Annotated in this window: 9 protein-coding genes and 1 pseudogene; 6 read left to right on the forward strand and 4 right to left on the reverse strand. The window is 70.6% G+C overall.

Annotated elements, in window-relative coordinates:
• Positions 1-153: 153 nt before the first annotated feature.
• From HEP85_RS16170 to HEP85_RS16185, 4 genes are all read right to left on the reverse strand, one after another.
• On the reverse strand, positions 154-1455 hold the full coding sequence (locus tag HEP85_RS16170; protein ID WP_168528376.1) for an acyltransferase: 1302 nt from the start codon (positions 1453-1455) through the stop codon (positions 154-156).
• On the reverse strand, positions 1452-3668 hold the full coding sequence (locus tag HEP85_RS16175) for a glycosyltransferase (protein ID WP_168528377.1): 2217 nt from the start codon (positions 3666-3668) through the stop codon (positions 1452-1454). Before HEP85_RS16175 ends, HEP85_RS16170 begins: the two co-directional genes overlap by 4 nt.
• Positions 3668-4504 (reverse strand): hypothetical protein, encoded by an 837-nt coding sequence (locus tag HEP85_RS16180; RefSeq protein ID WP_369657735.1) that lies wholly within the window; start codon positions 4502-4504, stop codon positions 3668-3670. Before HEP85_RS16180 ends, HEP85_RS16175 begins: the two co-directional genes overlap by 1 nt.
• A gap of 788 nt (positions 4505-5292) precedes the next feature.
• Complete coding sequence (locus tag HEP85_RS16185; RefSeq protein WP_369657736.1) at positions 5293-6294, reverse strand: LysR family transcriptional regulator; 1002 nt, start codon at positions 6292-6294, stop codon at positions 5293-5295.
• Positions 6295-6615: 321 nt separating this feature from the next.
• On the opposite strand from HEP85_RS16185, the pseudogene HEP85_RS16190 reads away from it, so the two are divergent.
• The 6 genes and pseudogenes from HEP85_RS16190 to HEP85_RS16215 all read left to right on the forward strand — a co-directional run.
• Positions 6616-7866, forward strand: a pseudogene (locus HEP85_RS16190) (MFS transporter); the annotation flags it as partial.
• Positions 7867-7984: 118 nt separating this feature from the next.
• A complete protein-coding gene (locus tag HEP85_RS16195) occupies positions 7985-9280 on the forward strand; it encodes an ABC transporter substrate-binding protein (protein ID WP_168528382.1) in 1296 nt (431 codons plus the stop codon).
• The gene (locus HEP85_RS16200; RefSeq protein ID WP_168528383.1) at positions 9277-10245 is read left to right on the forward strand and encodes a carbohydrate ABC transporter permease; all 969 of its coding nucleotides are present in this window, start codon (positions 9277-9279) and stop codon (positions 10243-10245) included. The genes HEP85_RS16195 and HEP85_RS16200 overlap by 4 nt, the downstream gene beginning before the upstream one ends.
• Positions 10242-11063, forward strand: a complete 822-nt coding sequence (locus HEP85_RS16205; protein WP_168528384.1) for a carbohydrate ABC transporter permease — start codon at positions 10242-10244, stop codon at positions 11061-11063. The genes HEP85_RS16200 and HEP85_RS16205 overlap by 4 nt, the downstream gene beginning before the upstream one ends.
• An 11-nt stretch (positions 11064-11074) precedes the next feature.
• Positions 11075-13360 carry an alpha-xylosidase gene (gene yicI / locus HEP85_RS16210; RefSeq protein WP_168528385.1) on the forward strand — a complete coding sequence of 762 codons (2286 nt, stop codon included), beginning with the start codon at positions 11075-11077 and terminating at the stop codon, positions 13358-13360.
• A complete protein-coding gene (locus tag HEP85_RS16215) occupies positions 13360-14373 on the forward strand; it encodes a LacI family DNA-binding transcriptional regulator (RefSeq protein WP_168528386.1) in 1014 nt (337 codons plus the stop codon). Before yicI ends, HEP85_RS16215 begins: the two co-directional genes overlap by 1 nt.
• Positions 14374-14435 lie beyond the last annotated feature (62 nt).

A 14435-nucleotide genomic window follows, 5' to 3' on the forward strand; every position in this document is an offset into this window, starting at 1 on the left:
CCAGGCGTCGGCCGACGACCTGCTGGGTCCCGAAGGTAGGGAGGACGCGTTTCCGCGTTGTGGCCTCGAGTGACCGGAGCGGAACGTTGCTCTCACCGGAGAGCGGGGGCGACGGTGAGGAACGCGCGGCGTGCCGTCGCCTCCCGCCCGGGTTCAGACCCGGTGGCCGTCTCCTGAGGGTGCCTCGGTCCCGGCCCGGTGGCTGCCCCGTGGGGCGCCGCCCTTCGGCTTCGCTCCGTTCGGCCACAGCCGCGGGCCGCGCTTCGCCGCGATGTCCTCGATCCAGCCGAAGGCCAGGATGGCCAGGCCGATGAGGGGCCACACCAGGACGAACGTCCACAGCGTGTACGTCGCGTCCAGCGCCGCCGCCGCGCGGTCGCTGTCCATGAACGGAAGGCCGTACATCCGGTCCAGGATCGGGACCGTGGCCATGATCACCATGTTGTGCCACAGGTAGATCGTGACCGCGCGGTTGTTGGACAGCGTCACGAGCTTGTCCCACCTGGCCAGGCGGCCCGGCAGTTCCTTCCAGGACGGGCTGTACTGGAGCAGGATCACCACGAAGCCGAAGGACCACAGCGCGTCGGCCAGCGGGATGTCGTTCAGGTCCCAGCCCTCGGAGCCGAGATGACCCGAGGCCCACCACAGGGCGAAGGCCATCACCAGCGCCGAGCCCGAGATCGCGAGGTAGCGGGGGACCTTCACCAGCATCCCCTCGTGGTGGGCGAAGCCCAGGACCCAGCAGCCGCCGTAGACCGCGAAGTCGGTGACGGCGTTGCCCGTCTCGCCGGGGATGGTGACGAGCCCGGTGCCGATCACCGCCGTCAGCGCGAGCGGAGCCAGCAGGGTCGCCCAGGGAACTCGGCGGAACGCCCACAGCAGGAGCGGGGACGCGACCACGAACCACAGGTAGGCGCGCAGGTACCAGAGCGGACCCGCGCCCTGTTCCGCCCAACTGGATTCCAGCAGGCCCGACTCGGAGCCGGCGTGCGCGGGGTACGGCGGGGCGCCGACCGGGACGATGTAGTTGAGGACGTCGGCGACGCCCCAGACACCGCCGCCGGTGTCCGGGTCGTGCGCGGGGTTCCAGCCGCCCGCGAACATCAGGGCGAGCACGACCGCGCTGAAGGCCCAGAGCGGGGGCAGCAGACGCCGCACGCGCCCTCGGATCACACTCCACGCGGGACGGCTCAGGGAGCGTGCCATCAGCGAGCCCGCCAGCGCGAACATCACGCCCATGGAGGGGAACAGGATGGACAGCCACGCCCAGCCGAAGAGGTGATAGACGACCACCCGGACCAGGGCGATCGAGCGCAGCAGGTCGAGGTAGCGGTCACGGCCCGGCTTCGTGGCCGCCGCCGCGGGCGCCTGCGCGGGCACCGCCGCCGGTTCGGTGCGGACGCGGGGGGCACCCAGGGGCGGGGTCGCACCGGCCGTGTACTCGTGCGTCGTCATGCGACCGGCCTCCGGTCCTTCCCGCTCTCGCTCTGTGCCGTCCGCTGCCGCGGGATCCCCCCCGGCGCCTCCACCACACCCGTGCGCCGGAGCTTCTGCCAGCGCAGCCGGCCTCCGGTGAGAGCGGTGATCCAGGACTGGATCAGGACCATGTACATCAACTGCCGGTAGAGGATCTGCTGGAGCGGGAGCGATATGAGGTGGGTCATGCGCTCGCGGTCCAGACGGAAGGCGTACGCCGCGCAGACCGCCTGGACGGCGAGGACACCGAGCCAGGCGATGATCGTCTTCTGGGTGGGTCCGAACACCACTCCGTAGAGCAGGAAGACGTCGATCAGCGGGGCCAGCAGCGGGGCCAGCACCATGAACAGTGCCACCAGCGGCAGGCCGACCCGCCCGAAGCGGCCCGAGGGGCCCTTCTCCACGACGGCCCTGCGGTGTTTCCAGATCGCCTGCATCGTGCCGTACGACCAGCGGTAGCGCTGGGACCAGAGCTGCTGCACGGACTCCGGTGCCTCGGTCCACGCGCGCGCCTTCTCCGCGTACACCACCCGCCAGCCGTCGCGGTGCAGGGCCATCGTGATGTCGGTGTCCTCGGCGAGCGTGTCGTCGCTCATGCCGCCGACCCGGTCCAGGGCGGAACGGCGGAAGGCACCGACCGCGCCGGGGATGGTCGGCATGCAGCGCAGGATGTCGTACATCCGCCGGTCGAGGTTGAAGCCCATCACGTACTCGATGTGCTGCCAGGCCCCGATGAGGGAGTCGCGGTTGCCGACCTTCGCGTTGCCGGCGACCGCGCCGACGCTCGGGTCGGCGAAGGGCTGCACCAGTTCACCGACGGTGGCCGGTTCGAAGACGGTGTCACCGTCCATCATCACGACGATGTCGTGCCGGGCGTTGGCCACACCCCGGTTGAGGGCCGCGGGCTTGCCCGCGTTGAGCTGGCGCACGACACGGACGTTCGGCAGCCGCAGCTCCTCGACGATCCGGGCCGTGCCGTCGCTCGAACCGTCGTCGACGACCACGACCTCGACGGGGTGTTCGCTCGCCATGAGGGAACGGACCGTGTTCTCGATGCACTTGGCCTCGTTGTACGCCGGCACGAGCACCGACACCGGTTCGGTGACCGGGACCGGGCCCCAGCGGAAGCCGTCGCGGCGCACCCGGCGGGCGTGCGCGGCGGAGAGCACGAGCATCATGCCGAAGCGGGTGAAGACCAGCACGCCGATGACGGCGATACCGGCGACCAGGACGTCGGTGACGCCGTCGGAGGCCCCGACCAGGTAGATCCAGACCTTGCCCTTCCACAGGTCGAGGCCGGTGACCGGGGTGTGCGCGCTGGGGGCGTCCAGCGCCTCGGTGAGGTTCTGGAACTCGTAGCCCTGCCGCTGGAGTCCGGGCAGAAACCTGTCGAGCGCCTCCACGGTCTGGTGCCGGTCACCGCCGGAGTCGTGCATGAGGACGATCGCGCCCTTGCCGCCCTCGGGCGTGGCGCGGCGGATGATCTCGTCGACGCCGGGCTTCTGCCAGTCCTCACTGTCGGTGTTGTTGACGACGGTGATGTAGCCGCGGCTGCCGATGTACTTCGTCACCGGCCAGGACTTGTTGTCCATGGCGTCGGCGAAGGAGGAGTACGGGGGGCGGAAGAGCGAGGTCCGGATGCCCGCCGCGCCCTCAAGGGCCAACTGGCTCTGGGACAGCTCCCAGTCGATGCGCCCCTTCGACTGGTACGAGAGGTCGGGGTGGTTGAAGGTGTGCAGTCCGACCTCGTTCCCCTCGTCGACCATGCGCCGCACCAGCTCCGGATAGCGCGAGGCCATGGTGCCGGTGACGAAGAAGACGGCGTGCGCGTGGTGCTTCTTGAGGACGTCGAGGACCTGGGGCGTCCACTTAGGGTCCGGGCCGTCGTCGAAGGTGAGGACGAGCCGGTGGTCGGGGACGCTCAGGCTGCTCGTGCGGCCACCGCGGGTGTCGATGACCGGGCCGCCGTCGAGGATCTTCTCGGGCACCTTGTCGGTGGCCGCCTCGGGCTGGATCCGGTGGTCGGCGAGGATCTCGCTGTGGACGTAGCCGCGCAGCATCAGCATCGCGAGCAGGGCGACGAGGAGCAGCGAAGGAAGCAGGAAACGCATCGGCAGCCGTCGGCGCCGGGCGTTGGGAACCGGGCGCCGCGCACGGGGAGCGGGCCCGTGCGCGCTGGTACGGGAAGCCATCAGACGAGGTTCTCCGAGAACGGGGTGCCGGTGGCGCCGGGTACGGGGTCGAGGGGCCGCGGCTCGACGGGACCGTCGGCGACGGTCCCGCTGTCGCCGCCGAGCGGGCTCTGCGAGGTGCCCGCGGAGGGGTCCACCGAGGGGGTGGGGTCGGGAGAGCTGGACACCGGCAGGGACGGTTCGACGACCGGTGACTTGGTGGTGCTGGCGCTCGGCTTCGGCTTGGTGGTCGTGGACGCCGAGGGCTTGGGGTCAGCGGAGGTGCCCGGCGGCGGGGTGCTGCCCGAGGCGTCGGGCGTCGGGGCGACGCCCGCGGCCGGCGTGGTGGTGTCGCCGACCGCCGCACCCGCGCCGGGTGGGGCGCCGCCGCTCGCGTCGGAGGGCTTCACCGAATCGGTGGGCAGAGGTGAGGTGTGGACCTGGCCGGCCGGTGTGTCGTCCTCCTGGCCCGGCACCGGCAGCCAGGGCGCGTCGGAGCTGCCGGACAGCAGCGTGGCGACGATGACCACGGCGTACGCGGCGCAGGCGATGCCGATCAGGACGCCGAGGCGGCGGAATCTGCGGCTGCGGCGCCCCGACTCGTCGACGAAGACCGGACCGTCCGAACTGTCCGGAACACCGGGGGTGTCCTTGGTCTGCGCGACGAGCCGGTCCTCCAGCCGGCGTCCGGCTCCGTCGAGTTGGACGGTCACCTCATGGGGATCGTGGGTGTGGTCCGGCTCCTCGGGCCGCTCCCAGGGGACGGTGGCGAAGGCGGCACGGGGGCTCCGCGGCGGGCCGCCGGCCACGCTCCGGTGCCCCGCGCCGGCCGGACGGTCCGCGTCAACCGGGCTCACCGCCGACCCCGGCCGGTCCACCGGCGCCGACCGATCCGCCGACGCCGAATGGTCGGCCGACACGGAATGGTCGGCCGACGTCGAACGGTCCGTCGGCGTTGGGCTGCCCGCCGTCGTCAGGCGGTCCGTCGGCGTTGCGCTGCCCGCCGTCGTCAGGCGGTCCGTCGGCGTTGCGCTGCCCGCCGGCATCGCAAGGTCCGCCGACGTCGAGCCGTCGGCCGGCATCGCACGGTCCGCCCAACTCGGCCGGTCTACGCCGAATCGGCGGTCCGCACCGAATCCGCGGTCCGTACCTATTCGGCGTTCTACCCCGATTCGGGGTTCCGTCCCGGTTCGGGGCGGCATCGGCACACCCCGCTCCGCCGCAGCTCCACGAGCTGTTTCGGCATCGTGTTCGACCCCTGTCTCACATTCCGCTTCTGCGGCGCGCGAGGTCTCGGAGTCGATTCCGGCCTGCGGCCAGGTCGATGTCGCCTGGGCCGCGTCGGGCCAGACAAAGGGCTCTTCGGGGCCGTCCGGCGTCACGTCTCCGGCTTGTCGCCGTTCCGACGGATCAGGACCGGTCCCCTCCACCTGATCACCGGTCCGGTGATCAGGTTGGGCTTCTTCTCGCCACTTCTCCACGTGCACGTACATCCCCCCAGGGACGGATTTCGGGTGCGCGCACGACTCCGGGCGCTACTGACTCGCCGTCCGGAACGGGCCCCCACCCGTTCCGAGCGCCCCCTTTACCACACTGAACCCGGAAGATGAATGTAGCGCACGTGGAGGACCCGTGTGCTTATGTGTCAATCCTGCCCCGTCATGATGCCCGCATCGCTGGCCGGAATCCAACCGTCGACCGGGCGTCGCAGCCAGCCTTCCGCGGCCGCGAATTCGACCGCCGCCCGCCGCAGGGCATCGATGCCTGGATGCTCCAGCCCCTTCCGCCACACCAAGGACACCGGCGACAGAGGAACGGGGTCGATCAGAGGTCTGCGTACAGTTTCGGACATCGTCGGAAAGTCCACGACGGCCAGCACCGGGTTCCGCTTCTTCGCCATGATCCGCTGGAACTCCTCGACTCCGAGGGCCACCGGCGCGGGGGGCGCCAGCACGATCCCACGTCCCTCGAAGAGGTGACGCGCCAAGTCGGTCCACTCCAGCGTCCGGGGATTCCCCGCGCCGGCGTACACGGTCTCGCCCGCCAGCGCGTCCAGCGGCACCGCGTCCAGGGCGGCCAGGGGATGGTCCTCGGGCAGGACGACGGCCATCGGCTCGTACCGCACGGGCTGCTGCGCGAGCCCGGCCCGGACCGCCGGAGCGAGGCCCGCGAACCGTCCGAACGAGGCGTCCAGGCGCCCGGCGAGGATCTCCTCGGCCGCGCCGGTGAGCCCGCTCTCGAAGCGGGCGAGCAACTCGCAGTCCGGGGCGAGCGCGCGGGCCCGGTCGAGGACGCGCCCGCAGGCGAGCCCCGGCGAGTTGACGTCGACCAGCAGCGGCCGGTCCGGCCCGTTCCCCGCGAACGCGGACAGCAGGGCCTCGTTCGCCTCCAGCACCCGCCGGGCGTGCGGCAGCAGGCGCTCACCGTCCGCCGTCAGCGTCACCTGCCGGGTCGTCCGCACGAACAGCTCCGCCCCGAGCTCCCGCTCCAGCCGTCGGACGTCGCGGCTCAGGGCCTGCTGGGCGACGTACAGCCGGGCGGCGGCCCGGGTGAAGTGCAACTCCTCGGCGACGGCGAGAAAGGCGCGCAGGAGACGGGGGTCGAGCCGGGCGGTGGGACGAGGGTGGCGACGGCGGGCGGGAGGCACGGTGCGGGATGCGGCAGGGGCCGTTGACCAGGCATCGAGCGAATTTACAATGCGGATGCGTCAATCGCCGCCGAACAGGTGTTGGACCGTTCGTCCCGCCCCCCGGCGACGGTGGGCCCATGCCGCAACAGCCCTCCGAGCAGACACGCACGCCACCGCTCACCGTCACGGGCGACAGCCCGGCGCCCGCTCTACCCGGACCTCCGCCCACGCCTCTCGAAGCCAACCCGAACCACCAGAGCAACTCAAGCAACTCAAGCAACTCCAGCAACTCAAGCAACCCGAACCAACCACACCCCCCGCGTCCCTCGCCCTCCCCGCACCCCGTACCACCGCCTCTTCGCCGTCCCCGGCGCCCGTGCCTTCACCCTCGGGAACCTGCTCGCGCGGCTGCCCATGGGCATGTTCAGTGTCAGCGCGGTCATCATGATCGCCGGATCGCGCGGCTCCTACGCCCTCGCCGGTGCCGTGACGGCGACGGGCCTCGCGGCGACCGCGCTGGTCGCCCCCTGGACCGCGCGGCTCGTCGACCGCCACGGCCAGGCCCGGATCGCCGTGCCCGCCACGGCCTTCGCCGTGCTGGGAAGTCTGGCGCTGCTGCTGTGCGTGCGCTTCGGGGCGCCCGACTGGACCCTGTTCGCGGCGTACGCCGCCACCGCCACCACACCCAACACGGGCGGCATGTCACGCGCCCGCTGGGCCCACCTCTTCCGGGCCGACCCCGACGCCGCGCACACCGCGAACTCCTTCGAACAGGCCGCGGACGAGCTGTGTTTCATGCTGGGCCCGGTGTGCGCGGCGTTCCTGTGCACCACGCTCTTCCCGGAAGCGGGGACGCTGGTGGCCGGGGTCCTGCTGATGACCGGCGTCCTGGTCTTCGCGGCCCAGCGCTCCACGGAACCGCCGCCCCAGCGGCACCCGCGGTCCAAGTCCCCCGTCCTGGCCCCCGGAATGCCTCCGCTCCTGCTCGGCTTCCTCGCCACCGGCGCGGTGTTCGGTTCGATGGAGGTCGTCACGATCGCGTTCGCGGACGCGCAGGGACACCGGTCGGCCGCGGGCGCGGTGCTCGCCCTGCAAGCGGCCGGCTCGTGCGCGGCAGGGCTGCTGTACGGAGCCCTGAAGCCGGCCGGCCCCGCCGAACGGCGCCACCGGCTCGGCCTCGCCGCCATGACGGTCACGATGTCCCTGCCGCTGCTCGCGGCCTCGCTCACCGGTTCACTCCCGGTGCTGGCGGGCGCGCTGCTCCTCGCCGGGACCGCCACCGCGCCGACCATGGTCACCGGTATGGCGCTCGTCCAGCGGCGCACGCCCGAGGGCCGCCTGAACGAGGGCATGACGCTCGCGGTGACCGGTCTGCTCGGCGGGATCGCCTGCGGCTCGGCGGCCGGGGGGTGGGTGGTGGAGCGCTTCTCCTCGACGGCCGGGTATGTCGTGCCCGTCGCGGCTGCGGCGACCGCGTTCACGCTCTCGGTCCTGATATCAGGGCGTTTTCGAGGGAGTTCACCGTCTTTTCGAGGGAGTGCGCCGTCCGGTGGGTCGAACCCGTGCGCCAATTCCGACGCACCCCATTGACGCGCCCAGAGCCCCCACATACCTTCCCCCGTCGAAGCGCTTCGACGTCGCGCATCGAAACGATTCGACGTCCGTTGCGTGACGGCTCCGATCCCCATCCGACCCCTGGAGGCAATGGATGTCGACGACACGAAGGCGTGTGGTGGCGACGGCGGCGGTGACCCTGACGGGCGCCCTGCTGCTGGCCTCCTGCGGCAGCTCGGACAGCGGTTCGCCGGACGGCAAGACGCTGAAACTGTGGCACTACGAAGGGCCGGACAGCGCGATGGGCGTGGCCTGGAACGAGGCCATCAAGGAGTTCGAGAGGACCCACCCGGGCGTCAAGGTGAAGTTCGAGGAGAAGGGCTTCGAACAGATCCAGAAGACCGCGCCGATGGTCCTGAACTCGAACGACGCGCCCGACCTCATGGAGTACAACAAGGGCAACGCGACAGCCGGACTGCTCTCCAAGCAGGGGCTCCTCACCGACCTGACCGCCGAGGCGGCCAAGCGCGGCTGGGACAAGAAGCTCAGCGCGGGGGTGCGCACCACCAGCCAGTACGACGCCAACGGGGTCATGGGCTCCGGCAAGTGGTACGGGGTGCCCAACTACGCCGAGTACACGATGGTGTTCTACAACAAGGACCTCTTCAAGAAGTACGGCATCGCGGAGCCCACCAGCCTCGACCAGCTCACCGCCGCCATGGACACGTTCGTGTCGAAGGGCATCACCCCGCTGGCCAACGCGGGCGCCGAGTACGTGGCCCAGCAGTACCTGTACCAGCTCGCCCTCTCCAAGGCCGACCGCTCGTGGGTCGACAAGTACGAGCTCTACAAGGGGAAGACGGACTTCCACGACACCGCCTGGACGTACGCCGCCACCACCTTCGCCGACTGGGTGAAGAAGGGTTACATCGGCAAGAAGTCCACCTCGCTCAAGGCCGAGGACGCGGGCGTCTCCTTCATCCAGGGCAAGAGCCCGATCCTGTTCAGCGGCAGCTGGTGGTACGGGCGCTTCCAGGCGGAGAGCAAGTTCGACTGGGGCACCTTCCTCTGGCCGGGCAGCGGCCTCACCCTCGGCTCCGGCGGCAACCTCTGGGTCGTCCCCAAGGGCGCCAGGAACAAGGACCTCGCCTACGACTTCATCGACATCACCATGTCGAAGAAGATCCAGAACCTGCTCGGCAACAAGGGCGGGGTCCCGGTGGGCGCCGACACCGCCGCCATCACCGACCCGAAGGCGAAGACCCTGATCGCCGACTTCAACACCCTCTCCGGCAAGGACGGTCTGGCCTTCTACCCGGACTGGCCCGTCGCCGGCTTCTACGACGTCCTCGTCTCCGAGACCCAGAAGCTGATCACGGGGAGCGAGAAACCGGACGCCTATCTGAGCGCGCTGCAGACGGCGTACGACAAGGGCGCGCCGAAGACATGACGGCCACCGCCGAACGGGGCGGCCAGGTGGTCCGGCGGCACCGCGGCCGTACGGGCCGCCCGCGCCGCCCCCGCTCCTCCTACGCCCTCTTCCTGCTCCCCGGCGTCCTCGCCTTCCTCGTGGTGATCGTCGTCCCGTTCCTGATGAACACCGGTGTGAGCTTCACCGACTGGCAGGGCGTCGGCTCGCCGAAGTGGTCGGGGCTCGCCAACTACCGTGAGCTGTTGGACGACTCCGAGTTCTGGGCGTCCTTCCGGCACAGCCTCTTCATGGTCGTCGCGATGGCCGCCGTACCGACGGTCCTCGGGCTCGTGCTGGCCGCCGCCCTCTTCGACTTCGTCGGCAAGCACTTCGGCACGAAGACCGCCGCCGTCCTGCGCGCCTGCTTCTACCTCCCCCAGGTCCTGCCCATCGCCGTCGCCGGCATCGTCTGGAGCTGGATCCTCGCCCCCGACAACGGCTCCCTGAACGCGCTGCTGAAGGCGGTGGGTCTCGGCTCGCTCCAGCGGGACTGGCTCGGCGACCCCGACCTCGCGCTCTACAGCGTCATGGGCGTGATGGTGTGGGTCCAGATCGGCTTCCCGCTGGTCGTCTTCATGGCGGGACTGCAACGCGTCGACCCGCAGCTGTACGAGGCGGCGGAGCTCGACGGCGCGGGCTGGTGGCGCCGTTTCGGGCACATCACGCTGCCGCAGATCCGCCCGGAGATCTACGTCGTCCTCCTCTGGTGCACGATCGCCGCGCTGAAGGTGTTCGGCGCGGTGTACGTCCTCACCAAGGGCGGCCCCGGCGGCGCGACCGACGTGCCGTCCTACTTCTCCTTCACCACGTTCTTCGAGAAGACCCAGGTCGGTTACGGCGCCGCGATCTCCACCGTGCTGACCGTGATCATCCTCGTACTCGCCCTGATCGGTCTGAAGCTCCAGACCCGCGCCGAGGACGCCGAGGAAGGACTTCGCGCATGACCGCCCTACGCCGCTATCCCGTCCTCGTGGCCCTGATCATCGCGGCCCTCTTCATGGTGCTGCCGTTCGGCATCGTCGCGGTCAACGCGGTCAAGTCCCCCACCGAGTACTCGTCGAACGGACCCCTCAGCCTGCCCCACGGCCTCTACCTCGACGGCCTCAAGGACTTCTGGCAGCGCGTCGACTACGGCCAGAAGCTGGTCAACTCGGTCCTGATCTCGGGCTCGGTGGCGATCGGCGCCGCCGTGCTGTCCGTCCTGAACGCGTACGCGATCGGCATCGGCCGCATCAGGGGCCGCACCTGGGTCCTCGCCTTCTTCGTGCTGGCGAACATGCTGCCGCAGGAGGCGCTGGTCTACCCGGTCTACTACCTGAGCAAGCAGGCGGGCCTCTACGACACCCGGCTCAGCGTGATCATCGTGTTCACCGTCGTCCAGGCGGCCTTCGGCACGTATCTCCTGTCCTCCGTCCTCGGGCAGTTCCCGCGCGAGATCATCGAGGCCGCCCGGATCGACGGGGCGAACAGGTGGCAGGTGCTGTGGCGGATCGTGGTCCCCGTCAGCCGCCCCACCATCGGCGTCCTCCTGGTCTTCTTCTTCATCTGGACCTGGAACGAGTTCCTGCTGCCGCTGGTCATGCTGATCTCCAACGACAACCAGACGGTGTCGGTGGCGCTCGGTGTCCTCCAGGGCCAGCGCCTGATGGACGCGACCATGACCAACGCGGCGGCCCTCCTCGGCGTGCTCCCCGCGATCGTCTTCTTCCTCGTCTTCCAGCGCACGCTGACCCGCGGCATCGCCGTGGGCGCGGTCAAGTAAGGGGTGTGGGCGTGAAGTTCACCGACGGCTACTGGCTGCTGCGCGAAGGCGTCACCGCGGCCCACCCGGTCGAGGTCCTCGACGTGAGCGTGTCCGACCAGACCCTGGAGATCCACGCGCCGACCCAGCCCATCCGCCACCGCGGCGACCTGCTGAAGGGACCGGTCGTGACGATCAGCGCGCACGCGCCGATGCCGGACGTCATCGGCGTCACGTTCACGCACTTCCAGGGCGAGGAACCGCGCGGTCCCCGCTTCGAACTCCACCGGAGCGGTTTCTCCCCCGTCGTGGAACAGGACGACGAGCACGCGACGCTCACCGCGGGCGCCCTGTCCGTCCGGGTCGCCCGCACCGCCCCCTGGCACGTCGACTTCCTCGCCGACGGCCGCGTCCTCACCACCAGCGGCCCCAAGGGCATGGGCATCATGCGGGACGCGGCCGGCGCCCACTATCTGCGCGAGCAGCTGAACCTCGGGGTCGGCACCCAGGTCTACGGCCTCGGCGAGCGCTTCGGCCCGCTCGTCAAGAACGGCCAGGTGGTGGACATGTGGAACGCCGACGGCGGCACCGCCACCGAACAGGCCTACAAGAACGTGCCGTTCTATCTGACGGACGCGGGCTACGGCGTCTTCGTCGACCACCCGGGCCGGGTCTCCTTCGAGGTCGGCTCGGAGGCGGTGTCGAGGGTCCAGTTCAGCGCCGAGACACAGCAGTTGACGTACTACGTGATCCACGGGCCGAGTCCGAAGGACATCCTGCGCAAGTACACGCGGCTCACCGGCCGTCCGGCCCTCCCGCCCGCCTGGTCCTTCGGCCTGTGGCTGTCGACGTCCTTCACCACCTCCTACGACGAGGCCACCGTCACCTCCTTCATCGACGGCATGCGGGAACGTGAACTCCCCCTCTCCGTCTTCCACTTCGACTGCTTCTGGATGCGCGAGTTCAACTGGTGCGACTTCGAGTGGGACCCGCGCGTGTTCCCCGACCCGGCGGCCATGCTGACCCGGCTGAAGGACAAGGGCCTGCACATCTGCGTATGGATCAACCCGTACATCGCGCAGCGCTCCCCGCTCTTCGCGGAGGGCAAGGCCCTGGGGCATCTGCTCAAGAGGCCCGACGGCAGTGTGTGGCAGTGGGACCTGTGGCAGCCGGGCATGGCGCTGGTCGACTTCACCAGCCCCGCCGCCCGTGACTGGTACGCCGCCAAACTGGAGGCGCTGCTCGACCAGGGCGTCGACTGCTTCAAGACCGACTTCGGCGAGCGGGTCCCGGTCGACGTGGCGTACGCCGACGGCGCCGACCCGGAACGCATGCACAACTACTACACCTACCTCTACAACCGCACCGTCTTCGAGGTGCTGCGCAAGCACCGGGGCGAGGCGGAGGCCGTCGTCTTCGCCCGCTCGGCGACGGCCGGGAGCCAGCAGTTCCCGGTGCACTGGGGCGGCGACTGCGAGGCGACGTACGCGTCGATGGCCGAGTCGCTGCGCGGTGGGCTGAGCCTCGGCATGTCGGGGTTCGGTTTCTGGAGCCACGACATCGGCGGCTTCGAGGGAACGCCTCCACCGGCCCTCTTCAAGCGGTGGATCGCCTTCGGTCTCCTCTCCTCCCACAGCCGGCTGCACGGCTCGTCCTCCTACCGGGTGCCGTGGCTGTTCGACGAGGAGGCCGTGGACGTGCTGCGGCTGTTCACCCGGCTGAAGCTCCGCCTCATGCCCTATCTGTACGAGGCCGCCCGCGCCGCGCACGCCGAGGGGGTGCCGATGATGCGGGCGATGGTGCTGGAGTTCCCGGACGACCCGGCGTGTGCGCATCTGGAGCGGCAGTACATGCTCGGCCCCGACCTGCTGGTCGCGCCCGTCTTCAACGACGAGGGAGACGTCTCCTACTACGTTCCGGACGGCACCTGGACCCACCTCCTCACGGGGCGGACGGTGACCGGTCCGCGCTGGGTGCGCGAACACCACGGCTTCCTGAGCGTGCCGCTGCTGGTGCGGCCGGGCGCGGTGATCCCGGTGGGCGCCGTGGACGACCGGCCCGACTACGTCCACGCCGACGGGGTCACCCTGCGCGCGTACGGCCTGGAGCGCGGCGCCCGGGTGACGGTGCCGGTGGGCGGCGTGACGTTCACCGTCGTCCGTGAGGGGAACACCCTGCGGGCCTCGTCCAGTGATCCGGCGGCGCCGTGGGGACTGGCGGCGGGCGGCCGCGAGGTGCGGGCGAAGGCGGGGACGGGCTTCCTGTCCCTGGACCTGGAACCCGACCCGCAGCAGCAGCCGGAGTCGGAGTCGGAGTGATGGTGAAGATCACCGATGTGGCGCGGCACGCCGGGGTCTCCCCCAGCACCGTCTCCTACGCCCTCAGCGGCAAACGCCCCATCTCCGAGGAGACCCGGCAGCGTGTCGAGGCCAGCATCCGTCGGCTGGGCTACCGTCCGCACGCCGGGGCGCGCGCCCTCGCGAGCAACCGGTCCAACGTCCTGGCGCTGGTGGTGCCGCTGAGGGCGGGCATCCACGTGCCGGTGGTGATGCAGTTCGCGGTGTCGGTGGTGACGGCGGCACGCCGGCACGATCACGACGTCCTGCTGCTGACGCAGGAGGAGGGCGAGGAGGGGCTGCGGCGGGTCGCGGACACCGCGCTGGTGGACGCCCTGATCGTGATGGACGTCCAGCTGCACGACCCCAGGCTGCCGCTGCTGCGCGCCCTGGACCGGCCCTCCGTCCTCATCGGGTTCCCTTCCCAGCCCGCCGGGCTCACCTGCATCGACCTGGACTTCAAGGCGGCGGGTGAGCTCTGCGTCGAACGTCTGGCGGGGCTCGGGCACCGGGTCGTGGCGCTGGTCGGGTCGCCCCCCGAGGTGTACGTGCGGGGGACGGCGTTCGCCCAGCGCGTGGTGGAGGGCTTCACCACCGCCGCCGACCGCGACGGACTCGTGTCCTCCGTCCACCCCTGCGAGGCCTCGCCCGCCGCCGCGCGCCGGGTCGCCGAGCGGCTCCTGCGCGAACAGCCGGCGCTCACCGGCGTCGTCGTCCACAACGAACCGGTCCTGGAACCACTGATCGACGCCTTCGAGCAGCTCGGTCTGCGCGTCCCCGTCGACCTCTCCGTCACCGCGATCTGCCCGGACGAGCTCGCCGGGAACGTCCGTGTCCCCGTCACCTCCGTCGCCCTCCCGTCCACCGAGGTGGGCACTCGGGCGGTGGAACTGCTGATGAGGAAACTGGGCGGCACCGACGTCCCCGAGGCCACGCTCCTCGCACCCCGGCTGACGGAACGCGCGAGCACCGCACCGCGCACGCTGACCCCTTGAGGAACCGTGCCCCCCGAGGAGAGGCGGGCGGGACGGAGTAGGCGCACGCCGATTCTCCGCCG

This window comes from Streptomyces sp. RPA4-2, from assembly GCF_012273515.2.
In the GTDB taxonomy this organism is placed as follows: domain Bacteria; phylum Actinomycetota; class Actinomycetes; order Streptomycetales; family Streptomycetaceae; genus Streptomyces; species Streptomyces kaempferi.